This window comes from Fundidesulfovibrio butyratiphilus, from assembly GCF_054657235.1.
In genome coordinates this window covers 479,729-504,163 of the sequence record NZ_BAAHXA010000001.1, presented here as the reverse complement: position 1 = coordinate 504,163, position 24,435 = coordinate 479,729, and the positions used below count along the sequence as shown (strand labels likewise).

The 24,435-nt window shown below is 63.5% G+C and carries 17 protein-coding genes, 1 tRNA gene and 1 other RNA gene; 8 read left to right on the top strand and 11 right to left on the bottom strand.

Translation table 11 applies throughout. The features are described from left to right. Nucleotides 1–16: 16 nt before the first annotated feature. Entirely contained in the window at nucleotides 17–802 is a 786-nt protein-coding gene (dapB, locus tag ACYQ01_RS02575) for a 4-hydroxy-tetrahydrodipicolinate reductase (RefSeq protein WP_459932271.1), read from the top strand. Beyond that, nucleotides 799–2,460, top strand: a complete 1,662-nt coding sequence (locus ACYQ01_RS02570) for an NAD+ synthase (protein ID WP_459932270.1) — start codon at nucleotides 799–801, stop codon at nucleotides 2,458–2,460. Before dapB ends, ACYQ01_RS02570 begins: the two co-directional genes overlap by 4 nt. A 342-nt stretch (nucleotides 2,461–2,802) precedes the next feature. Here ACYQ01_RS02570 and gap read toward each other — a convergent pair whose 3' ends face one another. After that, nucleotides 2,803–3,819, bottom strand: coding sequence for a type I glyceraldehyde-3-phosphate dehydrogenase (gene gap / locus ACYQ01_RS02565; RefSeq protein ID WP_459932269.1), 1,017 nt, complete (start codon nucleotides 3,817–3,819; stop codon nucleotides 2,803–2,805). Between the two features lie 12 nt (nucleotides 3,820–3,831). Next, complete coding sequence (locus ACYQ01_RS02560; RefSeq protein WP_459932268.1) at nucleotides 3,832–4,395, bottom strand: GAF domain-containing protein; 564 nt, start codon at nucleotides 4,393–4,395, stop codon at nucleotides 3,832–3,834. Between the two features lie 245 nt (nucleotides 4,396–4,640). Between ACYQ01_RS02560 and ispD the strand changes: the two genes are divergently transcribed. Further along, nucleotides 4,641–5,849 (top strand): 2-C-methyl-D-erythritol 4-phosphate cytidylyltransferase, encoded by a 1,209-nt coding sequence (gene ispD, locus ACYQ01_RS02555; RefSeq protein ID WP_459932267.1) that lies wholly within the window; start codon nucleotides 4,641–4,643, stop codon nucleotides 5,847–5,849. Nucleotides 5,850–6,074: 225 nt separating this feature from the next. Further along, the gene (gene cysS, locus ACYQ01_RS02550) at nucleotides 6,075–7,532 is read left to right on the top strand and encodes a cysteine--tRNA ligase (protein ID WP_459932266.1); all 1,458 of its coding nucleotides are present in this window, start codon (nucleotides 6,075–6,077) and stop codon (nucleotides 7,530–7,532) included. A gap of 243 nt (nucleotides 7,533–7,775) precedes the next feature. Here cysS and rnpB read toward each other — a convergent pair. The 5 genes from rnpB to ACYQ01_RS02525 form a co-directional block, all read right to left on the bottom strand. Further along, nucleotides 7,776–8,143, bottom strand: an RNA gene (gene rnpB / locus ACYQ01_RS02545) — RNase P RNA component class A. A 59-nt stretch (nucleotides 8,144–8,202) separates the two neighbouring features. Beyond that, on the bottom strand, nucleotides 8,203–8,985 hold the full coding sequence (locus tag ACYQ01_RS02540; RefSeq protein WP_459932265.1) for a zinc ribbon domain-containing protein: 783 nt from the start codon (nucleotides 8,983–8,985) through the stop codon (nucleotides 8,203–8,205). A gap of 30 nt (nucleotides 8,986–9,015) precedes the next feature. Next, complete coding sequence (locus tag ACYQ01_RS02535; protein WP_459932264.1) at nucleotides 9,016–10,035, bottom strand: Nif3-like dinuclear metal center hexameric protein; 1,020 nt, start codon at nucleotides 10,033–10,035, stop codon at nucleotides 9,016–9,018. Between the two features lie 124 nt (nucleotides 10,036–10,159). After that, a tRNA-Ile gene (locus ACYQ01_RS02530) sits at nucleotides 10,160–10,235 on the bottom strand. A 67-nt stretch (nucleotides 10,236–10,302) separates the two neighbouring features. After that, complete coding sequence (locus tag ACYQ01_RS02525) at nucleotides 10,303–11,202, bottom strand: NAD(P)/FAD-dependent oxidoreductase (RefSeq protein WP_459932263.1); 900 nt, start codon at nucleotides 11,200–11,202, stop codon at nucleotides 10,303–10,305. Between the two features lie 178 nt (nucleotides 11,203–11,380). On the opposite strand from ACYQ01_RS02525, the gene ACYQ01_RS02520 reads away from it, so the two are divergent. The 3 genes from ACYQ01_RS02520 to ACYQ01_RS02510 all read left to right on the top strand — a co-directional run bounded on the left by ACYQ01_RS02520 (nucleotide 11,381) and on the right by ACYQ01_RS02510 (nucleotide 18,016). Then, nucleotides 11,381–13,645: a Rossmann fold nucleotide-binding protein gene (locus tag ACYQ01_RS02520; RefSeq protein ID WP_459932262.1), complete on the top strand. Its 2,265-nt coding sequence runs from the start codon at nucleotides 11,381–11,383 to the stop codon at nucleotides 13,643–13,645. Nucleotides 13,646–13,647: 2 nt separating this feature from the next. Next, on the top strand, nucleotides 13,648–14,622 hold the full coding sequence (locus ACYQ01_RS02515; protein WP_459932261.1) for a hypothetical protein: 975 nt from the start codon (nucleotides 13,648–13,650) through the stop codon (nucleotides 14,620–14,622). 130 nt (nucleotides 14,623–14,752) lie between these two features. Further along, nucleotides 14,753–18,016: a PAS domain S-box protein gene (locus tag ACYQ01_RS02510; RefSeq protein ID WP_459932260.1), complete on the top strand. Its 3,264-nt coding sequence runs from the start codon at nucleotides 14,753–14,755 to the stop codon at nucleotides 18,014–18,016. A 79-nt stretch (nucleotides 18,017–18,095) separates the two neighbouring features. Here ACYQ01_RS02510 and recQ read toward each other — a convergent pair whose 3' ends face one another. The 4 genes from recQ to ACYQ01_RS02490 form a co-directional block, all read right to left on the bottom strand. After that, on the bottom strand, nucleotides 18,096–20,255 hold the full coding sequence (gene recQ / locus ACYQ01_RS02505; protein ID WP_459932259.1) for a DNA helicase RecQ: 2,160 nt from the start codon (nucleotides 20,253–20,255) through the stop codon (nucleotides 18,096–18,098). 51 nt (nucleotides 20,256–20,306) lie between these two features. Next, nucleotides 20,307–21,293: a chemotaxis protein gene (locus tag ACYQ01_RS02500; protein WP_459932258.1), complete on the bottom strand. Its 987-nt coding sequence runs from the start codon at nucleotides 21,291–21,293 to the stop codon at nucleotides 20,307–20,309. Between the two features lie 189 nt (nucleotides 21,294–21,482). After that, nucleotides 21,483–22,337, bottom strand: coding sequence for a 4-hydroxy-3-methylbut-2-enyl diphosphate reductase (gene ispH, locus ACYQ01_RS02495; RefSeq protein ID WP_459932257.1), 855 nt, complete (start codon nucleotides 22,335–22,337; stop codon nucleotides 21,483–21,485). Next, nucleotides 22,324–23,319 (bottom strand): tRNA dihydrouridine synthase, encoded by a 996-nt coding sequence (locus ACYQ01_RS02490; protein ID WP_459932256.1) that lies wholly within the window; start codon nucleotides 23,317–23,319, stop codon nucleotides 22,324–22,326. Before ACYQ01_RS02490 ends, ispH begins: the two co-directional genes overlap by 14 nt. Before the next feature lie 151 nt (nucleotides 23,320–23,470). Here ACYQ01_RS02490 and ACYQ01_RS02485 point away from each other — a divergent pair, with 151 nt between their 5' ends. Further along, nucleotides 23,471–24,397 carry a branched-chain amino acid transaminase gene (locus ACYQ01_RS02485; RefSeq protein ID WP_459932255.1) on the top strand — a complete coding sequence of 309 codons (927 nt, stop codon included), beginning with the start codon at nucleotides 23,471–23,473 and terminating at the stop codon, nucleotides 24,395–24,397. The last annotated feature ends 38 nt before the right edge of the window (nucleotides 24,398–24,435 follow it).

Genomic DNA, 24,435 nt, shown 5'->3' with positions numbered 1-24,435 from the left:
CACGAACGAGGTCATCATGAGCGTGTGCGACGTGATCATCATGGGTGCGGGCGGCCGCATGGGCCAAACCCTGGCCGGGTTGGCTTCGGCGGACCCCAATTTTCGACTGGCGGGCGTGGTGGAACGCCCCCAAAACGCCGCTTCCCTGGACAAATACGATTGCGTGAAAGGCACGAACATGGAAGACGTATTCGCCAAACTGCCTGGGGCCACGGTGATCGATTTCACCGCCCCGGAGGCCAGTCTGGCTTCGGCCAACATGGGCGTGCGCCTGGGTAACCCCGTGGTCATAGGCACCACGGGCTTCACCAACGACCAAATGCTCGAACTCGAAGAAGCCGCCAAAGTGGGGTTGGTGTTCTGGGCTCCCAATATGAGCGTTGGCGTCAACACCCTGCTGGCCGTGCTGCCCAAGCTGGTCCAGGCCCTGGGACCGGCTTACGACATGGAAATTACCGAAATCCACCACAATAAGAAGGCCGACGCTCCCAGCGGTACGGCCATCAAGCTCGGCCAATGCCTGGCTTCCGCCGCCGGCCGCGACTACGACGCGACGCGCAAGTATTGCCGCGAGGGCATCGTGGGCGCGCGCACCCCTGAAGAGATCGGCATCGTGGCCGTTCGCGGCGGCGATGTGGTGGGCGACCACACCGTCTACTTTCTCGGACCCGGCGAGCGCATCGAAGTGACCCATCGCGCCCACTCGCGCGAGACCTTCGCCCAGGGGGCGTTGCGCGCCGCGCGCTGGCTCGGCTCCCAAAAGCCGGGCAAGCTTCACTCCATGGCCGAAATGCTCAAATGAAAATAGGGCTTCTGCAAATCGACACCACCCCGGGCGATCTGGCCGGCAATGCCGAAAAGATCGCCCGGGCCGCCCGCAAGGCCAAAGACCTGGGGGCCAGGCTCTGCCTTACCGGAGAGCTGGCCCTTACGGGTTATCCCCCGCGCGACCTGCTGCTTTCGCCGGCCTTTATCCAGGCCGCGGGGGACGAACTTGCGCGCCTGGCGCGGACCCTGGCCGACGGGCCGGCCGTTCTGGTGGGCGTGGCCACGCCCACCGGCCTGCCCCAGGGCAAACCTCTCCACAACAGCGCCGCGCTTTTGTCCGGCGGTCAGGTCGGGGCCATACTGCCCAAAAAGCTTTTGCCCTTCTATGATGTCTTTGACGAAGATCGCTACTTTCAGCCCGGCGAGAGCATGGGACTGGTGGAACTGGACGGAAAACGCCTGGGCGTGACCATCTGCGAAGACGTCTGGAACGACAAGGACTTCTGGGCCAAGCGTCTCTACGACTGCGACCCCGTGGAAGCCTTGGCCGGAAAGGGACTGGACGCCCTGCTCAATCTTTCGGCCTCGCCGTTCACCCTGGGCAAGCAGGCCGTGCGCGAACGGATGCTGGGAGCGGCGGCCCGCAAATACCGACTGCCCGTTCTCTACTGCAATCAGGTGGGCGGAGACGACGACCTGATCTTCGACGGACGTTCCATGGCCATCGCCGCCACTGGACGTCTGGCCGCACGGGCCGAAGCCTTCGCCGAGGACGTGCTGGTCGTGGACCTGGACGGGCTGGGCGAAGGCGAAGGGTTCACTCCGAGCATCGCCCCGGACGACTTTTCCGAGGAGTCCGAGGCTTGGCGGGCCCTGGTGTTGGGCGTCAAGGATTATGCGGCCAAGTGCGGTTTCAAGGGGGCCATCCTCGGCCTTTCGGGCGGGGTGGACTCCTCCTTGACCGCGGCCGTGGCCGTGGAGGCCCTGGGCGCGAACAACGTGGTGGGCGTGCTCATGCCCAGTCCCTATTCCAGTCAGGGCAGCGTGGACGACTCCCTGGACCTGGCGCGAAGGCTTGGCATTCGTACCCACACCATCCCCATAGCGCCCATCATGAAGACCTTCGAAGGCGCTTTGGCCGCGCCCTTTGCCGGCCGCGAACCGGACATAACCGAAGAAAACGTGCAGTCGCGCATTCGGGGCAATCTGCTCATGGCCATGTCCAACAAGTTCGGGCTGGTGCTGCTCACCACGGGCAACAAGTCCGAGCTGGCGGTGGGCTACTGCACCATATACGGGGACATGTCCGGCGGATTGGCCGTTATCGCCGATGTGCCCAAGACCATGGTCTATCGCATTTGCGACTATGTGAACGCCCAAAAGGGCGAGATCATCCCGCGCAACGTGCTCGACAAGCCCCCTTCGGCCGAGCTGCGCCCCGACCAGACCGACCAGGACAGCCTGCCGCCCTATGACGTGCTCGACGCCGTGTTGCGTCTGCGCGTGGAGCGGTTCCAGTCCGTGGACCAGATCGTGGCCGCCGGTTTCGATCGGCTCATGGTGGAAAAGGTCTGTCGGTTGGTCAAGATCGCCGAATTCAAACGCCGCCAGGCCGCGCCCGGCATCAAGATCACCGACCGAGCCTTCGGCACCGGTTGGCGTATGCCCGTGGCCAGCAAGATGGGGTATTGAAGAGAAGAAGAAAGAAGGCCTCCGGCGGCCAAGGGGCGCTGCCCCTTGGAACTCTGCCAGGGGCGCCGCCCCTGGACCCCGCTGGGGGCGAAGCTCGCCCCCAGACCCCCGTATGTGAGAGCGGGGAAGGTGGATACGTGGCTGTCCAATCTTTCTCCTGGCTGGCTCACTCCCGCAGGCAACCGGAGAGTCCGAGGGGGCGACCCCCTCGAACGGGGGGCGGCAGCCCCCACTCTTTTTCTTCTTCATTCCTCTCCACCGTCGCAAGGAAACAAAACGGAAAAGGCCCCCGGAAAGCCGAGCGCTTTCCGGGGGCCTGGGCGTTTCAGGAACGGCCGGGGCTTAAAGTCCCTTGTCGGCCATGAGCTTGATGAGGTCGGAGACGCGGCAGGAGTAGCCCCATTCGTTGTCGTACCAGGCCACGACCTTGGCCAGCACGCCGTCCTGCACCTTGCAGAATTCGTCTTCGACGATGCTGGAATGGAAGTCGCCCTTGAAGTCCGACGAGACCATGGGCAGGGTGCTGTAGCCGAGAATGCCCTTGAGTGGTCCCTCGGAGGCTTCCTTGAGCACTTTTTTCATGGTTTCGGTGTCCGTGGGTTTTTCGAGGATGGCCGCGAAATCCACGATGGAGACCGTGGGTGTGGGAACGCGCAGCGAATAGCCGCTGAAGCGTCCCTTGAGTTCGGGGATCACCAGAGCCACGGCCTTGGCCGCGCCCGTGGACGTGGGGATGATGTTGCACGCCGCCGCCCTGGCCCGGCGCAGGTCGGAGTGGGGCAGGTCGAGGATGCGTTGGTCGTTGGTGTAGCTGTGCACGGTGCACATGGTTCCGCTTTTGATGCCGAAGTTCTTGTGGAGAACCAGGGCAACGGGCGCCAGGCAATTGGTGGTGCACGAGGCGTTGGAGATGATGTTGTGCTTGGCCGGGTCGTACATCTGGTCGTTGACGCCGAGCACCACGGTCAAGTCTTCGTCGTTGGCCGGGGCGGTGATGATGACCTTTTTAGCTCCGGCTTCGCGGTGCATGTTGGCCTGGGGGCCTTTGCGGAAGATGCCGGTGGATTCCACCACCACGTCCACGCCCAGGCTGCCCCAGGGGATGTTGCGCGGATCGCGTTCCTTGAAGTTCTGCACTTTCCAGTCGCCGATGTGCATGACCGTGCCTTCGGTATGCACGTCCACGGGAAAACGGCCGTAGTTGGTGTCGTAGGAAAGCAGATGGGCGTTGGTGTCGATATCGAAGAGGTCGTTGACCGCCACGATTTCGACCTCGTCGTGGTGCCTCTCGTAGATGGCCTTGAGCACTTGGCGTCCGATTCGGCCGAAGCCGTTTACGCCGACTTTGACTTTATTCATGGGCGCCTCGTCTTAATCCTCGAAGGTTTGATACTGGAAGGCCGTCAGCAACTCGTAATCGGACTTGAGCGCCTGGTGCAGCCTGGCGTTTTCGATGGCGATGGCCGAAACGTTGGCCATGATGGAAAGGAATTCGCTCTCGTCCGGGCTGAAGGCCCGCTCTTGTTCGGTGTAGATGCGCATGACGCCGATGACCTTGTTTTCAACCTGCAGGGGCACCACAAGAACGGAGGTGAGTCCTTCTTCCTTGGCGGCGTCCTTGTACTGGAACCGATCGTCGGTTTTGGCGTTGGCGATGTAGGCCATTTCGCCGGACAGCACCTTGGCGTCCAGGGCGCTTTTTTCCACTTCGACCTTTCCCTTGTGCAGGTACCCCTTGGAGAGGCCGTATGCCCCACTGGCCAACAGGTATTTGCCGGTGCGGTCCAGAAGACGGATCGAGCAGGCCTTGACGTCCAGCGCCTTGGCCGTCTGTTCGACGATGGTGCTCAGCACCACCGCCGGTTCAAGACTGGAATTGATCACCTTGGCCGCTTCGTAGAGCGACCGGTAGTATTTCCCTTCATTGCCCGGCATGGGGGTTCCTCCTTTTGGCAATAGTGGGCAAATTCTTACGCAAGAGCAGCGGGAAAGGCAAAGCAATTCGAAGCGTGCCACTTCCGAAAGGGTCGCCGGCGGCCGGATTTTTCGCATATCTTTGAAAGCGATACGATTTCCGTGGAGTGACGGTCGCGGGGCAAAGGCAAACGCCAGGTGACATCGCCGCATCTATCGGGTAGCAGGAAGGGCTCGACTCGCACCGCCAAATTCAGCAGAAAGCAATGCGTACCTGGATCATCCTCCTCGCCGCGGGAAGCGGCTCCCGCCTGGCCAAAGCCGGGCTCGGCGTCAAGAAGCAGTTTCTCACTCTGGACGGCCAGCCTCTTTTCTGGCGCGCGGCCAAGACCTTCGGTCGCGTGGCCGGCGTTCAGGGGGTGGTGTTCACGCTGCCGCCCGAAGAATGCGAGGCTCAGGCCGTGAATATTGCCGAGTTGGACAGCCATGATCCGCTGGGCCTGGCCTGGATGGCCGTGCCCGGCGGCGAACGCCGGCAGGACTCCGTGGAAAACGCCCTGGCCGCGCTGCCGGCCCAGGCCACCCACGTGCTGGTGCATGACGCGGCGCGCTGTTTCGTGCGTCCCGAAGTGGTGGTCCGGGTGCTGGACGCCCTGAAAAACGGAGCCCGGGCCGTGGTTCCGGCCGTGGCCGTGACCGATACCATCAAGGTGGTGGAGCGGGGGAGGGTGCGCGCCACGCCGATGCGCTCCACCCTCATGGCCGTTCAGACCCCCCAGGGTCTGGATGTGACGCTCCTGCGCCAGGGGTTCGCCCACGCCAGGGCCGAAGGCCTGGACGTGACCGACGACGTGTCCCTGGCCGAAGCGCTGGGCGAGGAGGTCGTTGTTGTGGAAGGCGCGGAGGACAATGTGAAGATCACCACCCCCAAGGATTTGGATTTGCTTGCGCCTTCGTCGCGAGACTTTCCCCTGCCGCGCGTGGGCTTCGGCTACGACGTGCATCGCTACGCCTCGTCCGGCGAGGAGTCCCGGCCAGACGCCCGGCCCATGGTGCTGGGCGGCGCTCCCATTCCCGGCGCGCCCAAGGTGTTGGCCCATTCGGACGGAGACGTGCTTCTCCACGCCCTGGGCGACGCGCTTTTGGGCTGCCTGTGCGCCGGGGACATCGGACAGCATTTTCCCGACTCCGACCCGCGACTGGATGGTATCGAAAGCGGCGTGCTCATCGGCGAGATCCTGGCCAAGTTCGGGCCCGCCGGTCTTACCCTGGTGCACGTGGACCTGACCGTGGTGGCCCAGATTCCCAAGGTGGGGCCCCACCGGGAGCACATCCGTCGCAACGTGGCCGCGCTTCTGGGATTGCCCTGCGAGCGGGTCAACGTCAAAGCCACCACCGAGGAGCGCCTGGGGTTTACCGGCAGCAAGCAGGGCGTCAAGGCGTATGCCCAGGCGACGGCTCTGGCCCGCGCCTGATGCCGGACCTCGCCTTGACTTTCCGGCCCGGCTCTGCCACGGGTTATCGCTTTACCGCCCCAACAATTCGTTGAAAAAAACGATTCTTGCAGCCTGTTCAAAGAACACGCTGGCAAGGCGCGAAAGAAAATCGAGCCCGGAATGTGTTTCGCATTCGTGAAGTTTGACTTTCGTTGAGCAACGCGGCCAGCGGAGACTTTTCAACAGGCTGCCCAAGGAGCATCCATGCAGCTCTATAATACCCTCACACGATCCAAGCAGCCCTTTACGCCCGTACATCCCGGCCGGGTGAACATGTACGTCTGCGGCATCACCGCCTACGATTACTGCCATATCGGCCACGCCCGGTCTTCCGTGGTGTTCGACGTGCTGGTGCGCCACCTGCGGGCCAAGGGCCTCGCGGTGCATTTTACCCGCAACTTCACGGATGTGGACGACAAGATCATTCGCCGCGCCCAGGAAGAGGGGGCCACTTCCGAAGCCGTGTCCCAGAAATACATCGCCGCTTTTCACGAAGACATGGATAAGCTGGCCGTACTGCGCGCCGACGACGAACCCCGGGCCACCGGCTACATCACCCAGATGATCGCCTTGGCCGAGCGCCTTATCGCCTCGGGACACGCCTACGCCACGCCGTCGGGCGACGTGTACTTTCGGGTGCGCAGCTTCGCTCCCTACGGCAAGCTTTCCGGTCGCAACCTCGAAGAACTGCGCTCGGGAGCCCGCGTGGCTCCGGGCGAGGAAAAGGACGATCCCCTGGATTTCGCCCTCTGGAAGGCCGCCAAACCCGGCGAGCCCACCTGGGACAGCCCCTGGGGGCCCGGACGCCCCGGCTGGCACCTGGAGTGCTCGGCCATGAGCGAGGATATCCTGGGACTGCCCATTGACATCCACGGCGGCGGGCAGGACTTGATTTTCCCCCACCACGAAAACGAGATCGCCCAGACCGAGGCGGCGGCCGGCACGGACTTCGCCAAGTTCTGGGTGCATAACGGATTCGTGAACATCAACTCCGAAAAAATGTCCAAGTCCTTGGGCAACTTCATCACCATCCGCAATATCTACGAATACTGCCTGCCCGAGGTGCTGCGGTTCTTTCTGCTGAGTTCGCATTACCGCAGCCCGCTCGACTACTCCACCGAAGCCCTGGACGAATCCGAAAAGGGCCTGCGCCGCATCTACGCCTGCCTGGCCCTGGTGCGCGAAACCCTGGCCGGGACCAAGTGGAGCGCCTCCCCGGCGCCCGAAGCCCTGGCCGCCGAACTTTCCGAGCTGGAAGCCGCTTTCGACCAGGCCATGGACGACGACCTGAACACCGCCGCCGCCTTGGGCCACGTGTTCGGCATCGTGCGCCTGGCCGGGCGCGTCACCGACGACAAGGGATTGCGCAAGAGCCAGGGCGGCAAGGCCATCCTGGAGCGCATCCTGGCCGATTTCGAGCGCTTTTCTCAAGAGCTTGGGGTGTTTGGATCGGAACCCGCGGCCTTTCTGCTCGCGTTGCGCGACTCCAAGGCCCGGCGCAAGGGCATTGACGCCGCCAAGGTCCAGGAGTTGCTCGACGCCCGGCAGCAGGCCCGCAAGGAAAAGGATTTCGCCCGTTCCGACGCCCTGCGCGACGAGATCGCCGCCCTTGGCGTGGAAGTGAAGGACACCCCGACCGGGCCGGTGTGGGACGTGGCGTAGGAAGAGTACGAGAAGAAGAGTGGGGGGCTGCCGCCCCAACCCCCCGCCCGAGGGGGGCACCCCTCGGACTCCCCGGTTGCCTGCGGGAGCATGGTCGGTCGCGCTGGACCGGGACAGGCGTGGGCAGCAGTGGGGGGGGGAAGAACGGGGCTGATCGTCGCCCTGGAGACGCGCGGGCTGTTCGGGCTGGCGCGGGGAAGGATAAAACAAAGGCCGCGCCCCCTACGGGGCGCGGCCTTTGAAATATGGAGTCGGACGATAAGCCGGGTTCTGTCTCCCGGGCCTGGGCCCGGGCGGCTATCATTCCTCTAGGGCGGCGGTTACCCGCCGTCTCCAGCAACCTACCCGGAAGCTTCGGCCGGGCCGGCCTCAAGCGCTTCCCTATTTGGTCTTGCTCCGGACGGGGCATGCCGAGCTCGCCGCGTCACCGCGGCGACTGGTGGGCTCTTACCCCACCGTTTCACCCTTACCCGCCGGCGAGCCGACGGGCGGTTTGCTTTCTGTGGCGCTAAGCCGAGGATCGCTCCTCCTGGGGGTTACCCAGCGTCCTGCCCTGCGGAGCCCGGACTTTCCTCCCCGGGTTTCCCCGCGGCGACAGCCTGTCCGACTCCAAAATGAAAAATATGACGCGGCCGAAGTCCTGTCAAAGCGCGTTCGGCCCGTCGTCGAATCAGGACTCCTGTTCGGCGGCCTCCTGCGCGGCTGCTGCGGCCTCTTCCTGGGCGATCTGCTGTTGCACCTGAATGTGCTGCACCCAGTAGATCAGGCGCTGACAGTTGGGGCAGGAAAGAATCTGCTGGCCCTTTTGCAGTTCGATGTAGGACTGCGGCGGGATGGAAATGTTGCAGCCCGAGCAGATGCCGTTGTCCACCGACACGATGACCGGATTGGGCAAGCGCGAACGGATGAACTCGTACCGGGAGAGTATGGGCTTGGGTAGCACGGAGCACGCGGTCTCGCGTTGCTCGTTGAGTTCGGCCAGGCGCTTTTCAGCAGTTTCCATGCGCGCGGCCAAGCCGGTGCGGGCTTCGGCCAGTTCGGCGTTCACGCCCTCGGCCTGCTCGGCCAATTCGGCGTCGCTCTTGGACTGGCGTTCCAGCTCTTCGTTGATGGCGAGTTTTTCCTCGTCACGGGAGCGGTTGAGCTTTTCGATGTTGTCCATTTCGCGGACCATGGCGTGGTACTCTTTCGAGTTGCCCACCATCATCATTTTGCTCTTGCTCTTTTTGAGTTTGACGTGGTCCTCTTCGATTTCGTTTTCAAGTCGGCTGAACTGTTCTTGCAGATAGCTGAGTTTTTCGCGGACCTGTTCGCGGGCCTGTTCAATCTCGGCGGATTTTTCTTCGAGACCGCGAATCTCAAGAGGAGCGTTTTCCAGCTCGGACTTGAGGGCGATCATTTCGCCGTCTATCAACTGCAACATCACCAACTGTTCGATTTGCTTCAGATACATTGCCAACTCCCGGCTTTTGCGTTGGAGCGGTTAAGGCTTGGTCACGGCGCGCAACGGGTCGCAACCGGGAAAGAACCGCACCTCGACCTGTCCGTCAGGGAGTTCGGCGGCCAGACGCGGCGCAAGACGCCGCATCATTTCTTCTTCCAGGCTGTGGTGACCCACATCTATGGTGAACCCCAGGGCTTCGGCCTCCAGGGCTTGATGGTGCTTGACGTCGCCGGTGATATAGATCTGCGCGCCCAGGGCGAAGGCCTTGGCGGCCAGGGCGGAGCCCGATCCGGTGCAGTAGGCCACGCGCGACACGGTGGCCGGCGTCTGGCCGGAAACGGTCCAGAACGAGCGGGGAACCACGCTCCAGAGTGTGTCGGCGAACGTCTCGTAGGGCAGGGGCTCGGGCAGGTCGCCCACCAGGCCGTAGCCGTAGGTCTGGACGGGTTCGGCCAGGGGCAGCACGCAGGCCAGGCCCGAGACGTCCGGGCAGGATTCCAGGGCGGCCTTCACGTCGGGCCACTGGTCGCGGCGACAGATGAACCCCTGAGGCGTGTGGCGCAGGGCGTCGCGGTCGAAGTGCAGGCGGTCGACTTCCACGGTTTTGGGCAGATCCAGGGTGGAAAAGCCGTCCATGGTGACTTCCTTGGCCAGGCCCATGACAGAGGGAATGGTTCCCTGGGGATCGAGAATGGTCCTGCCGGTGAGGCCGAGTTCGTCGGCCAGCCAGGAGGCGGTTCCGTCAGGGGCGCAGTCGAGATTGGTGTGGGCGCTGACCAGCCAGGCGTCGCGTTTGAAAAGCTGGGAAAGAACGGCGTGATAGTCGTCCAGCCTGTCGGGGAGGCGGGGCGTCATGGCCAGAGGATGGTGGGTGAGCACGAGTCCGGCTCCCCATTCCAGGGCCTGGGCGACGATTTGCGGCCTGGGGTCGAGCGCGAGGGCGATCTTGTCGGTTTGGACAAGACTTCCCGCGACTTGGACGCCGCTTTTGTCCCAGGAGGCGGCCATGAAGGGGGGGGCGAGACGATCGATGCTTTTGAGAATTTCGAATATGTTCATGGGGAAAAAAAGAAGGCGCTCTCCGGACATGTCACCCCGGGAGAGCACCCTCAGGTTTGAATGATGGTATGGCGGCAACCTGGTCGTGAAAGCGGCGTACGTTGCCCAATGCGTCGTCCTCTGGTGGTGGGCCTACCAGGATTCGAACCTGGGACCACCCGGTTATGAGCCGGAAGCTCTGCCAACTGAGCTATAGGCCCCCTTGCTCATGTCGGAACGTAAAGCCGTAGTCCAACATATACAACCTTGTCAAGCGGGGTGGAAATCTTATTTCTTTCGGCACACGTCCTTGACGTGGTTGATGGCCGAACGGGCGGCCAAGGCGCCTTCGCCCACGGAAACGCTGATCTGCAAATACCCACCGGTGCAGTCGCCGGCGGCGAACACGCCGGGAATGTTGGTCTTCATCTCCCGGTCCACGCTGATGAAATTGCCGTTTTGTTCAAGTCCCAGGGTTTTGGCGAAGTCCGAAGACGAAGCTTCGCCCATGGCGATGAACAAACCGTCGACCTGGGCGGTGGAGCCGTCCTTGAAGCGGGCCTGGGACAGGGCCTTGTCGCCCGACAGGGACACGATGACGCTATTGAGCACGCGGACGCCTTCTTCTTCCAACCGGGCGGCGAACTGCGGGGAGAAGGTCGGCTCCTTGCCCATGGTGCAGATGCTCACGTCCTTGGAAAAGTTGGAGAGCTCAAGCGCCTGGTTGGCCGCGAACACGCCTTCCCCGGCCACGATCACCGGTCGGCCCCGGTAGAAGAACCCGTCGCACGACACGCAGTACGAAACGCCTTTTCCCTCGAAGGCGTCGAGCCCTTCGATGCGCGGTTTGGCCCGGGACACGCCCGTGGCCAGAATGACGGCGCAGGCCTCGACCTCGCGCTTTTCCGTCTTGATGACAAAGCCGCCGTTCTCCCCGTGGTGAACGCCCAGGACCTTGTCGCACTCCACTTTCGCGCCGAACCGGGCGGCCTGCTTGCGGCCGCGTTCGATGAGTTCGCGTCCGGTGATGCTTTCTTCGAAACCGAAATAATTGTCGATGGAGTAGTCGCCGGCAATTTTGGGATCACACCCGACCACCAGGGTGTCGAGGTTGGCCCGGGAGGTGTAGATGGCTGCGGAAAGGCCGGCCGGGCCGCCTCCGATGATGAGGCATTGCGTTTTTTCCATGCTCGTTTCCTTCAATACAGGGGGACGAATTTATTCAAAATAAGTGTTTTTCATTTTTTGGCAAGCAACAATCCTCCCGCGTCGCGGCGCAGGGGTGCCGCCTTGCCAGAGTTCCTCCCTTTGCCGTAGAAAAGCGGGAAAACAGCAGTCCAACCACAACACACATCCGGTGTTCGTCATGAAGCAAGCTCCGTTCGTCACCTCCGACGGCCAACTGGTCGAAGCCGGCGACATCCATTTCAATCAGCAATTGTCAGCGCCCCAGTTGTTCGGCGTTCTGCGTTTCAACCATGTGAGCGACTCCTTGCGCGGCCTGGTGCGCGACGTTTCCGAACAGGCCAAGACCCTGAAACGGCCCCTGGAAGAGTTTTTCGAAATCAGTGGCCGCAGCGGGCATTCGCGCATCGGCATCGACATTCAGTTCACCGGGGAGCCACCGCACGTTTCCGACGAGGCCAAGAGCATCGAGGCCCCGGTGGTGGTGACGGCCCTCAACAAGCAACTGGCCGAGTCCCTGGCCGACCTGCGTCTGTTGGCCAAGTCCAGACCCGTGGACATCGGTCGCCTGTTCGTGCCCCGATCCACGCACTTGAGCCGCGAAGAAGTGCTTCAGGCCCTGGCCAGGGAGCGTCTTCTGCTGCCCGGCGAGCACGATATCGGACCCGACGGCGCGATCGAGGTGCCTCTTGATCCCATCCGCTACGTCATTTCGCACCGGCTCATCACCATTCCCAACAATTTCGCCGAGATGATCGTGCGCGGCAAGCACGGGCTGGCCCTGTTCCAGCAGGTTTCGCCCTCGGGACTGCCCGAGTTCCTGAAGCCCAAGGAGTTCCTGGTGGGCGCGATGCGCATCGCCATCGGGCCTTTCATGGCCTTTATCGAACGCACGCTCTCCCATCCGGACGTCTTCCACCTGGCTTCGCGCCTGCTCGACGGGGTGCGCACCACGGGCATGGGCGTTCCGCGTCAGGCCGAAATCTACAATATGGGGGAGGAGCCCGTCCCCACCTCCGCGTTGCGTCTGCGGCTCAAGCTTTACCCCGCCGACGACAGGGTGGCGGAAATCGCCGGGCGCGTGCTCTCCACCGGCAAGGCGTCGCGCATCCTGGCCAGGGGAGTGGACTTCGCCGAGATCACCGAACTCTTCAACGTGCGCACCTGCTTGGGGCTTTTTGACGAAATATCGGCCCGGGCCGAGACCGGCGGGCTGTTCGGACGCATCTTCATGCCCGGACGCATCGTGAACATTCCCTGGGAGCAGGAGGACGGGCGCTGGATTCCCGAGTTCCAGTGGCGATTGGTCTACGAATGCGCCCGAGGCAACGTGCCCGAGATCTCGTTGATCGAGGGGGAAATCCCCAAGCGGTTCCGCACCTTTCTGCAAGATCTCGTGTACGTCGGGGGCGAGCAGATCCTTTCCAAGGTGTTCGCCTGCGACAGCTTGCCGCCGGGCGACACCCTGCGCGTGCTCAAGCGCAACGGCATCGGCGTGGTGGTCATTCGCAGCATACGCATGCGTTCCGAAGGCGAGGACCAACCCCCGGTTTTTTACCTGGATCAGTCCTCGTACGAGGAGCTCATCTCGTTGTCGCGGGAGGGCATGCGCTTTTACCTCCTGCTGGAACACGACGGAAAGAGCCAGGTGCGCGAGTTCAAGAACGGCCTCTGGGTGAGCGCCGAGGGCAAGGAGCGCATGGATCGCCTGCACACCACCGTGGCCCTGTTCGGCTCCGCCGCCGACGAGATCATGCCCGTGTTGTTGCCCCAGTTCGAAGAGTTCTTCGCCGCCCTGTCCGCGGACTCCCGGCTGGGAGAAGGCCTTGCCGTGACCCACGGCAGCGGCCCCGGCGTCATGAAGGCCGTGGACATGGCCGCGGCCCGACACGGCATCTACCGCATGGGCGTGGGCATAGACGGCGAAAAGATCGGGCAGGAGACCAATTTCGAACCCGAGGCCGTGGTCCAGTTCGTCAACATCGCCCTGAACACCCGCCAGGACATCATGGACCGCAGGTCCATCTTCAAGGTCTTCAACATCGGCGGCTACGGCACCTGCTACGAAATCAACATGGCCCTGACCTTCATGAAGATCGGCCACTGCCTGCCCGCGCCCTACGTCTTCGTGGACCCCATCGGCATGGGCGAGGGCGGCGAACACATCTGGACCAAGGCCATCGAGCAGTTCCGCGAAGTCTCCACCCCGCGCGAGACCGAAAGCGGACGACTGCCGGCCCTGGGACCCATGTGGGTGGTGAACTGCTGCCACTTGGTGAGCACCTATGCCGAAGCCCTGGAGGTGATCACCGGATTTCTCGACGATCCGGCCGAATACTGGCGGCGAGCCGGCATCGACCTGGAAAAGGTGGCCCAGGCCCGGGACAACCTGGCCCACGCCGGCCTGGTCATTCCGCCCTACATCGACAAGGCCCTGGGGCGTTAGCCGTGCTGGAGCTGGCCAGACGGGGCGTTCTGGGCGCGTGTCTGCTGATCGGGCTGTGGTTGTTCTTTCTGCCGGACCGGACTCCCCTGTGGACCGTGGGGCCGTACGGGGAGGGCGGAGACCCGGCCGTGCGCACCGTGACCGTGTCCGGCCCCCTTTGGGCGGCCTTTTTTCAGCAGGCGGGCAAGGCCCTGGCCGGAGCCAAGGTCGAAAAGACCCTGGCGCGTCGGCTGGGCCTCGGTCCACGCCAGGACGGCTCGAAAGGTCCCAAGCTGTACTTCAAATACTACGATCCCCCCTTGTCCGAGCTGGGAAGGCCGGAAAAGGTCGCATTGCGCCTGGAAGGGACCGACCTGGCCCTGTCGCTGGACGTGTTCGTTCCCGATCCCCGGATCGCTCTCTGGACGGAGCAACCTCCCCCGGCTCTGATCCACCCCTGGCGCAAGACCGGCTGGAAGGCCTGGCCGGCCGGGCTGCTCACCGCCCTGTTTCTGCCCTGGCCTGGGCGCGGCAAGGGGCTTTTGCGCTGGCCGGGACGCAAAATCCTGGCGCTGGACCTGTGTTGGCTGGGACTCACCGCCCTGTGTTTCGGCTTTCCCCTGGCGTTTTTTCAGGGCATGGCCTTCGCTGGCGCGCAACGCACGGCATGTACCGCCCTGTGTTGGGCGCTTGCCTGTCTGGGCCTCGGCCTGGGCTGGGTCGCGGCGGCCCGGGCCGCGTCCGGCGTGCGCCTGACGGACCAGGGTTTGACGATTATAGGACTTGGCGAAGACGAGTTCGTACCGTACGATCGCCTGGCGTCGGCACAGTCCCCGGAACGGTCCGGTTGGCGTGCTCGGTTCGGCTGGTTCACGCCCTGGATCGTCGTCTTGACACTGCTGGACGGAGAAACGTTATCGGTTCGCCTGGGTGACGCCGAACAAGCCGGTCGGCTGGTTCAAGTCTGTTCGGGGGCGGTTGCGAAGCGGGACGGGTAGGGCGTTCGCTTCGGCTCGCCATGCCCGGCCTGCGCGATGCCGCATCAATGCGGGGCCGCACCGTCCGCGAGGCGGTGGTTGGCGAAAGCGTTTTTTCCGGTGAACATCATCCTTATCAGGTCGGTTGCGGATGCTTCGTTGGTTGGCGGTTTTTCCGGTCCTCATGGCCACCCTGCTGTTCGGCGTCGCGCCCGCGCGCTGTCTGGCCGGCCAGGCGGTGTGGCGTATCGGCGTGCTGGCCAACAACGGCATGGAACGCTGTCTGCGGGAGTGGACGCCCACCGCCGAATATCTCGAATCGCGTCTGCCCGGGACGCGTTTCGCCATTGTTCCCTTGGGCTTCGACAACGTGCGCAAGAGCGTGGAAGCGGCCGAGGTGGACTATCTGGTCGTCAATCCCCAACTCTACGTGACCCTTGAATACGCGGGCAAGGTGTCCGCCCTGGCGACGCGAAGCGTGACGGAGGGGGAACGACGCACCTCCCTGTACGGGGGAGTGATCCTCGTGCGGGCGAACCAGGACGCTCCCCGCTCCCTGAAAGATTTGAAGGGCAAACGTTTCGCGGCGGTGGACCCGGATTCCCTGGGGGGATTTCTGGCCGCCGCCGGGGTCCTGGACAAGGCCGGCGTGGACGTGGAGACGGACTTCAGCCGGCTTTTTTTCGTCGGAACACATGACGCGGCGGTGCGCGCCGTGCTGGAGGAAAAAGCCGACGCGGCCACCGTACGCACGGGCGTCCTGGAGGAGATGATCGCCAAGGGGGACGTGAAACCCGGCGAACTGAAGGTTTTTCCTCCGCCGCAAGACGGACGCTTAGGGGAATTGCCCTTTCTGCGCAGCACGCCGCTGTATCCCGAATGGCCTTTCGCCAGGGTCGCCCACGTCTCGTGGGAGAGCGCCCGCCCCGTGCAGGCCGCCCTGCTGGATATGCCGGAAGACAGTGAGGCGGCGCGCTCCGCCGGGCTGGCGGGCTGGGAGCTGGACAGTCCCTATTCGCCCGTTCTGGAGTTGCTCACCCAGTTGCGCCTGCCCCCGTTCGACAGCTTGACCCACGTCAGCCTGGCCGAGGCGGCCAGACAACATCCGGAAACCGTTCTGGCCATTTTGACGACCGTGCTGTCGCTTGCCCTTTTGGCCTTTGTTCTGCACCGGGTGAATGTCAGACTGCACCAGTACCGCGAAAAGCTGGAAAAGGCTCTGGCCGGAAGCGAAGCCGCCAAGGCCGATCTGGAACGCTCCCAGCAGGAGATGCGCCAGATATTCGAAGGCTCCGCCGGCGGCATGCGGGTGATCGGGGTCGATTACACGGTACTCAAGGTCAACAGCGCATTTCTGGCCCTGAGCGGGTTTTCGCGTGAGGAGCTCCAGAACCGGTCATGTTTCGACGTCTTTACGGGCAAGCCGTGCCGTTCGGAACTGTGTACCCTGCGCCAGATCCTTTCCGGCCGGGAACGGCTGGAAATGGAGGTCGAAAAGACCCGCAAGGACGGCACCACGGTGATCTGCCTGCTCACCGCCACGCCTTTTCGTTCCCATGACGGACAACTCATGGGCATTATCGAGGATTTTCGAGACATCACGGCCAAAAAGAAGGCCGACACGGCTCTCAGCGTCAGCGAGTTGGAACACCGCTCCATTTTTCAGAACGCTCCGATGGGCATCGCCTATTTCGATCGGTCGGGCGAATTGCTCAAGTGCAACGCCTGGTTCCAGAAGGTCATGGGACTGGCTGGCGCGTCGGGCGAGGGGGACGACTGCTCCGGCCGGCTGCCCGACATCCTGGCCCCCGCGCTGGAGAGGGCGCTCGAAGGAACGCGAAGCGATTTCGAAGGGGAAGTGCCCCTGGCCAACGGCATGACCGCCGTGTTGCGCGTGCATCTCAATCCCGTGGGCGCGGAAGGCGCTTTGCCGGAAACAGTCATCGCCACGGTCGAGGATGTCACCATGTCCCGGCTGAAGGAAGTCGAGCTGCGCAACCTATGGAAAGCCGTGGAGCATTGTCACGCCTCCATATTGATCACGGACGCTTCCGGCCTCATTTTGTACGTCAATCCGTATTTCACCGAAAACACCGGCTACTCGCAAAGCGAAGTGCTGGGAAAAAATCCGAATATCCTCAAGAGCGGAAAGCACTCCCAAGGCTTTTACAAGACCATGTGGGACACGCTTCTGGAAAAACGCGCCTGGCGCGGCGAGCTGGCCAACAGGAAGAAAAACGGCGAACTCTATTGGGAAGACGCCACCATCTCGCCCGTCATGGACGATACCGGAACCGTGACCAACTACATAGCCGTGAAGGAAGACGTGACCGAACGCAAACGCCACGAGGTCGAACTCAAGCAGGCGCTGGGCGAATTCGAGGTCATTTTCAACAACACGGCCATTCCCGTGGTGCTGCTCAAGGGAGAGCGGCTCATCAGCCGGGTGAACCGGCGTTTCGCCGAGCTTTTCAGCTACTCCGAAAGGGATCTGATCGGGCAGAGCATGAACATGCTGCACCATGACCCGCGCATCGCCGAGGAGTTCGTCAGGAGCTATTACAAGGAGCTCCGCGCCGGGCATGTGGTCAAGATGGAGCACCGCTTTCGCCGCCGCGACGGGAAGGTCCTGTGGTGTCTGGTTTCGGGCAAGGCCTTCGATCCAGGCAATCTGGAGGCGGGAGTCCTGTGGGCCTTTGACGACATCACGGCCCGCAAGGAGTTGGAAAAAATCCGGGAGGACGTGGAACGCATCATGCGCCACGACCTGAAAGCTCCCCTGAACGGCATCATCAACCTGCCGGATATCATTCTCGACGAAGGCGGCCTCAACGACAGCCAGAAAGAGATGCTCGACTACATAGCCCAGGCCGGTCGCGGGATGTTGCGTCAGGTGAACGAGTCCCTGGACCTCTACAAAATGGAGACGGGCTCCTACGTTTACCAGCCCTCCCGGGTCAACCTGCTGGCCACGGTGAACAAGGTGCTGCGCGATCTGGAAGGACTGATCAAAATGAAGTCCGTGTCGGTGATCGTCACCCTGGGAGGCGGCGTCCCGGGACCTGCGGACGTTCTGATCGTGCTCGGCCAGGACCAACTCTGCTATTCCATGGCCGCGAACATCGTGAAAAACGCCGTGGAGGCTTCGGATTTCGGGCAAACCGTGCGCGTCGACCTGTCCGAAGCGGGAAAGGAAGCGGTGCTCGCGGTGAGCAATTCCAAACCGGTGCCGCCCAGTGTGGCCCCGTATTTCTTCGAGAAGTATTCCACCAGCGGAAAGTCCGGAGGAACCGGACTCGGCACCTACAGCGCCAAGCTCATGGCCGCGGTCCAGGGCGGCTCTATCGACATGTTCACCTCGGAGGACGCCGGGACCACGGTCACCATGCGTTTGCCCCTGGCCGAAAGGGCCTGACGCGCGCAAGGACGGACATTCCCCCGCATTGCCCGAGCGTCGCTCGGAAAGGGTTCGAGAGGATGCCCCGCGCCGGGCCTCAAACGTCCGGGGCGCCGTCTTCCCCCTCGTAGGGGTCGACCTCTGGAAACGGACCGCCCAGTTTCCTGACCACGCTCACGCAAGAAGGGCCCACCCGCGAGGCCTTGCCCAGCGCCTTCCCCGTGGACAGACGGCATACCACCATTCCGCGGGGGCTTTGTTTGTAGCACAAGTCGCGGGTTTCCAGCAGGAAACGGTAGTCGTCCCACGTGTCCGCTTCGAGCAGGCACCGCTCCATATCGCGAAAGACCCGTTCGCTGACGTGGAGTTCCGTCTCCGTATGTTGCGCGTTTTTTTCTTCGCCGAGACTCTTGGGCTCCTTGGCGGACTCCTTGGCTATCGCGTCCAGAAAGGTTTGTCCGAACTTGGCCAGCTTCAGGTAGCCCACGCCGAAGACTCCAGACATCTGGTCCAGAGTCGCGGGACGCTTGCGCTCCATGTCCAGGAGGGTCTTGTCCGGAAAGACCATGTATGAGGCGATCCCGAGCTTGGCGGCCAGTTCGCGGCGCAGGTTTTTCAGGGCGGTCAGAAGGGGACTGTCCCGCCCGGCGTCCGGCGTCTTGTCCCCGGCGCGGCGTCGGCTCCGACGCGCAGGGGAGGCCTCCGCGTCCTTGCGGATGGACACCCGTTCCTGGCCGCGCAACACCCGCCAGCCCGCTTCGGTCACCACAAGGCGACCGTGGGAGGCGATATCTTGTTCTATGAGCCCGGCGGCCAGGATTTGGCGGAAGATGGCCCGCCAGCGTTTGGCCGACAGGTCCGCTCCCACCCCGAACGTGGGAAGTTTCTCGTGACCCCAGCGTGTGATGGCCTCGGTGCGTTTGCCCAGGAGCAGATTCACCAGGTGCTCGCCCCCGAAACGCTGGCCCGTTCGCACCATGGCCGACATGGCCTTTTGGGCCACGATGACCCCATCCTCCACCTGACAGCCCGATTGGCACAGGTCACAATTGCCGCACGGCGGGGAGGATTCCTCGAAATAGGCCAGCAGGGTCTGGCGTCGGCAACGCGGGGTCTCGCACAGGGCCATAAGGGCGTTGAGACGCTGCGTCTCCACGATTTTGCGCTCCGTGTCCGCCTCGCTTTGTTCGATTTGCAAACGGCGCAAACGCAGGTCGTCCAGGCCGTAGAGGGTCAGGGTGTCTGCCGGCAATCCGTCGCGCCCGGCCCGTCCGATTTCCTGGTAATAACTTTCCACGCTTTTGGGCATGCCCGCGTGGCAGACAAAACGCACGTCGGGCTTGTCCACGCCCATGCCGAAGGCCACGGTGGCGGTCATGACCAGGTCGTCTTCACGCTGGAAACGGTGCTGGTTGCGCAGTCGGTCCTCATGGTCCATGCCGGCATGATAGGGCAGGGCGTTCACGCCGGCCTGCGTCAGATACTCGGCAAATTCCTCGGTCTGGCGACGGGTCGTGCAGTAGACGATGCCGCTTCGCCCCTTGCGCCTGGTCACGAAGTCCACAATCTGTTTGCGGGCGTTTTCCTTGGGGGCCATGGCCAGATGGATGTTGGGCCGGTCGAACCCGTGCACGAAAACGTGCGGCGTAGCGGCGAACAGCCGTGCCGCGATGTCGGCGCGCGTGGCCCGGTCGGCTGTGGCGGTAAAGGCCAGCAGTTGCGGCGAGTCCAAGGCGTCGGCCGCCTGGCGCAGCAGCAGGTATTCCGGTCGGAAATCGTGTCCCCATTGGGACACGCAGTGTGCCTCGTCCACCACCAGCCGGGTCACGCCGACGCGCCTGAGCGCGGCCATGGCGCGTTCGTTCATCAGGCGTTCGGGCGCCAGGTACAACAGGGAGATGTCACCAGACTCCAGGGCGTGAAACACCCGCGCGTTCTCCCCGGACGTCTGGTTGGAGTGCAGACAAAGCGCGGCCACGCCCTGGGCGCGCATTTGGCCGACCTGATCGTTCATCAAGGCGATGAGCGGCGAAACCACCACGGTCAGCCCCCCGAGGGCCACGGCCGGCAGTTGGTAGCACAGGGACTTGCCGCTTCCCGTGGGCATGACCGCCAAAACGTCCTCGCCGGCCAGAACGCTGGCCACCACTTCGGACTGGCCGGGACGAAATTCGTCGAAGCCGAACACCCGCCGGAGGATGGTCGAAATGTCGTCGAGTCGGAGTGTCGGGACGTTTCGTTCGTGCAATGTCGTCACGGCCGGCTCCATCGCGCCCAAAGGCGAAACAGGCAAACGGGAGACGCGACGCTACGCCTCCACCGGCTCGGCCTCGGAAGCCAGGCGGGCTTCGATGAGGCTCTTGGCCCTCAGGGCCAGTTGGCCCACCTCGGGCTTGGAAATCTGGTCGTCGGCGCCCACGGCCTCGCCCTTGTGGCGCAGCTTGTCCGTGATGAGCGACGAGAACAGGAGCACGGGCAGGCGGCGCAGTTCCGGGTCCTGCTTGATGCGCAGGGTGAGGTTGTGGCCGTCCATGGTGGGCATTTCGATATCCGAGACCACCACCTGAACGTAGTCGGAGACGGCCTGGTTCTCCGACTCGGCCAGGGCCTTGATCTGTTGGAGTCGTTCCCAGGCCTGCAGGCCGGTGTTGACGACCTCCACGTCGAAGTTGGCCTTTTCCAGCAGGTCCTTGAGCATTTCGCGCACCAGGGCGGAGTCGTCGGCCACCAGGGCGCGGTAGCGCTGGCTGGCGCGCCAGTCTATGCTCGTGTCCAGGCGGAGTCCGAGCTGGGGATTCAAGTCGGCCACGATCTTTTCCAGGTCGAGCAGAAAGACGATGCGATCCTCCAGCTTGACCACGCCGGTGATGGAATCGCCCGAGAGGTTGGAGACGAACTTGTTGGGCGGCTCCACGGATTCCCAGCTCAGGCGGTGGATGCGGGTCACGCCCGAGACCATGAAGGCCGTGGTGACCTTGTTGAATTCCGTGACGATGACCTTGGGCGATTCGTGCTCTTCGCGCTGCTTGCCCAGCCAGACGGAAAGGTCCACCAAGGGGATGATGTGATTGCGCAGGTTGAAGGCCCCGAGCACGGAAGGATGCGACACCTCGGGCAATTCGGTCACGCGCGGCAGGCGGATGATTTCCAGCACCTTGGCCACGTTGACGCCGTAATAGCCCTTGTAGGACTTGGCCGGCCCGCCGTCTTCGCCGGGAACGGATTCTTCGAGGTAGAACTCCACGATTTCGAGTTCATTTGTGCCGGCCTCAAGCAGAATGTTGGTCTGGGACATCGGGGTCCTCCGGGCTAATGCCGCATCCACAAAAAGTTGATGAGCGGTCCGCAATGCGTCTCGGCGCGTTGTGAACGCCGTGCGTTTCGTCTTTCGGTTCGCGGCCCACGTCCGCGTTCGCCGGCGGGCGATTTCACTGCGCGTGCATCGCGGCCGGGCGGCGCGGAGTCGCCTTGAAGCTTCGCCACACTATGCCATCGAGGCAAGAAACGATTCCACCTCGTCAATGATTCTTTTGGGCGTCGAGGCCCCGGCTGTCAAGCCGATACGGGCGCTTTGGCCCAACATCGCCCGGTCCAGGTCGGCCGCGGTTTCGACCTGCACGCAGGGCACGTTCTGGGCCTCCACCACCTTGACCAGGCGGCGGGTGTTGCCGCTGTTGTGACCGCCCACCACCACCATGTAATCCACGGTCTTGGCGATGGCGATGGCTTCCTGCTGGCGTTCGGTGGTGGCGTGGCAGATGGTGGGCAGAACGGGGATTTCAGTTCCCAGGGCTTTAAAGACGAAGTCCTTGATCCGCTTGAATTCGGCTTCGTCCTGGGTGGTCTGGGCGGCGAGAAAATAGGGCCGGTCCTTTTCCAGGCGCAGGCCGCGCAACTCGTCCAGGCTTTCGAACACCACGGCGTCTTTGGGCGCGCGGCTCAAAAGCCCGCGCACCTCCGGGTGGTTTCCTTCGCCGTAGAGCAGCAGGGTGCGCCCCTGGGCGGCCTGACCGGAAATGAGCTCCTGCGCCTTCTTGACCTTGGGGCAGGTGGCGTCCTCCACGCCCACGCCCCGGGCCTGGAGGCGGTCGTAAACGCTCACCGGCACGCCATGGGCCCGTATGAGCACCAGCGCGCCCGGTTCGATGGCCTCGCAGTCCTCGCACGGGAGCACGCCCTTTGCGGCGTATTCTTCGATAACCTGGGGGTTGTGGATGAGCGGACCGAACGTGTAGAGGGGGCGCGTTTCAGCCGAATCGGCCAGCAGGTTGTCCAGTTTGCGCAGGGCCAGGCCCACTCCCATGCAGAATCCGGCCGTTTTGGCCCTATGAACTTTCATCCCATTGCTCCTTGAAACGTTCCGGCCCGGGGGCTGGCCCGGCCTGTCGAATGCGGTCCAGAATCGCGTCGAACCTGTCCCAGGTGGTACACGAGGTCATCTCCATGCGCAACGCGCGGGCCCCGGCCAGGCCGCGCACGTAGCGGGGAACGATGGAGCGCATGCGCCGCAGGGCGGCGTCCGGCCGACCGTGGGCGCGCATGAGCTCGGCGTGGCGCGAGGCCAGGCAGGCCACGGCGTCGCCCGAGGGCGGCTTTTGGGGCGACGAGTCCAGATACTGCTTGAATATCGTGGGGTCGTAGAGCGCGCCCCGGGCGAACATCACGGCGTCGACCCCGGTGCGGGCCAGGCAGTCGCGCGCGTCCCGGGCGGTGAACAAGTCGCCGCTGGCCACCACGGGCACGCCCACGGTCCGCTTGAACTCGGCCAACCGCTCCCAGGGGGCGGTCCCGGAATACCCCTGCCGGGCGTGTCGGGGGTGCAGGGTGAGCCAGGCCACGCCCGCGTCCTCCAGGCGGCGGCCCACGTCGAGATAGTTGAGGGAGTCGTCCTGCCAGCCGGCGCGAATTTTCACTCCCACCCGGCCGGGTCCGGCGCGACCGACCATGACGGAGGCGATTTCCGCCAAGAGTTCCGGGGTCTTGAGAAGCGCCGCCCCGGCCCCGGTCTTGACCACCTTGTTCACCGGACAGCCGGCGTTCAGGTCGAAGTGGGCGAACCCGGCTTGCAGCAGCATGTCCATGGCGCGGGCGATCATTTCCGGTTCGGAGCCGAAAAGTTGCACGACCAGGGGAGCATCCTCGGGCGTGGTGGCCAGAAGTTCGGCCGTGCCCGGACTGTGGTAGACCATGCCCTTGGCGCTCACCATCTCGGTCACGGCGCAGGCCGCGCCGTAGTCGCGGCACAGAAGGCGAAAGGCCAGGTCCGAATAACCGGCCAGGGGGGCGAGCCAGGGCGCGTCGGGAGTCAGTGGCGGGGTCATGGGCGCTTGCTGCCTATCCGAAAGCGCTTTTCAAGTAAACGTTTCGCCGGGCCATACTTGACCTGGATTGGACTTTCCTCTAATTTTTCCACTTTGGTCGGAGGGTTCGAATGCCTTCCGGCAACTCCATTATTTGTAAAGGGGAACGCGCATGGCGCCCAAAACTGACCTAATCTGGTTGGACGGAAGCCTCGTGCCTTGGGATCAAGCCCAGGTGCACGTGATGACTCACACCCTGCACTACGGGGTCGGCGTATTCGAAGGCATTCGAGCCTACAAGCTGGCAAACGGTGGCAGCGCCGTGTTCAGGCTCAAGGAGCATGTGCACCGCCTGTTCGATTCGGCCAAGATCATGCAATTGGTCATTCCCTTCACCGAAGAGCAGGTTTGCGACGCCATCGTCGAGACGCTTCGGGCCAACAAGATGGAAGAGGGCTACATCCGTCCCCTGGTGTTCATCGGCTCGGGCATGTCGTTCGGGGTCAACCCCGGTCCGAACCCCATCCGTCTGGCCATCGCCGTGTGGCCGTGGGGGGCCTATCTGGGCGCCGAAGCCCTGGAAAAAGGCATCAGCGTGCGGACGTCCTCCTATACGCGGCTGCACGTCAACGTGATGATGACCAAGTCCAAAAGCTGCGGCAACTACGTCAACTCCGTGCTGGCCAAACGCGAAGCCCTGGCCGACGGCTACGACGAAGCCGTGCTGCTCGATACCGAAGGCTACGTGTCCGAGGGCACGGGCGAGAACGTCTTCATGGTGAGCCGGGGCAAGGTGAAAACGCCGGAGCTTACGAGCATCTTGAACGGCATCACCCGCGATTCGGCCTTCTGCCTGCTGGGCGATCTGGGCTACGAAATTCGCGAGACCCGGTTCACCCGTGACGAGCTCTACACCGCGGACGAAGCCTTCTTCACCGGCACCGCCGCCGAGATCACGCCCATCCGCGAGTACGATCACCGCGTCATCGGCATCGGCTCGGCCGGTCCCGTGGCCAAGAGCCTGCAAAAGGCCTTCTTCGAAACCGTAACCGGCGGCAATCCGAAGTACGCCGACTGGTTGACCCGCTACTCCATCTAACACGTCACCCGGGGGGTCGCATCCTGACCCCCCGGTCG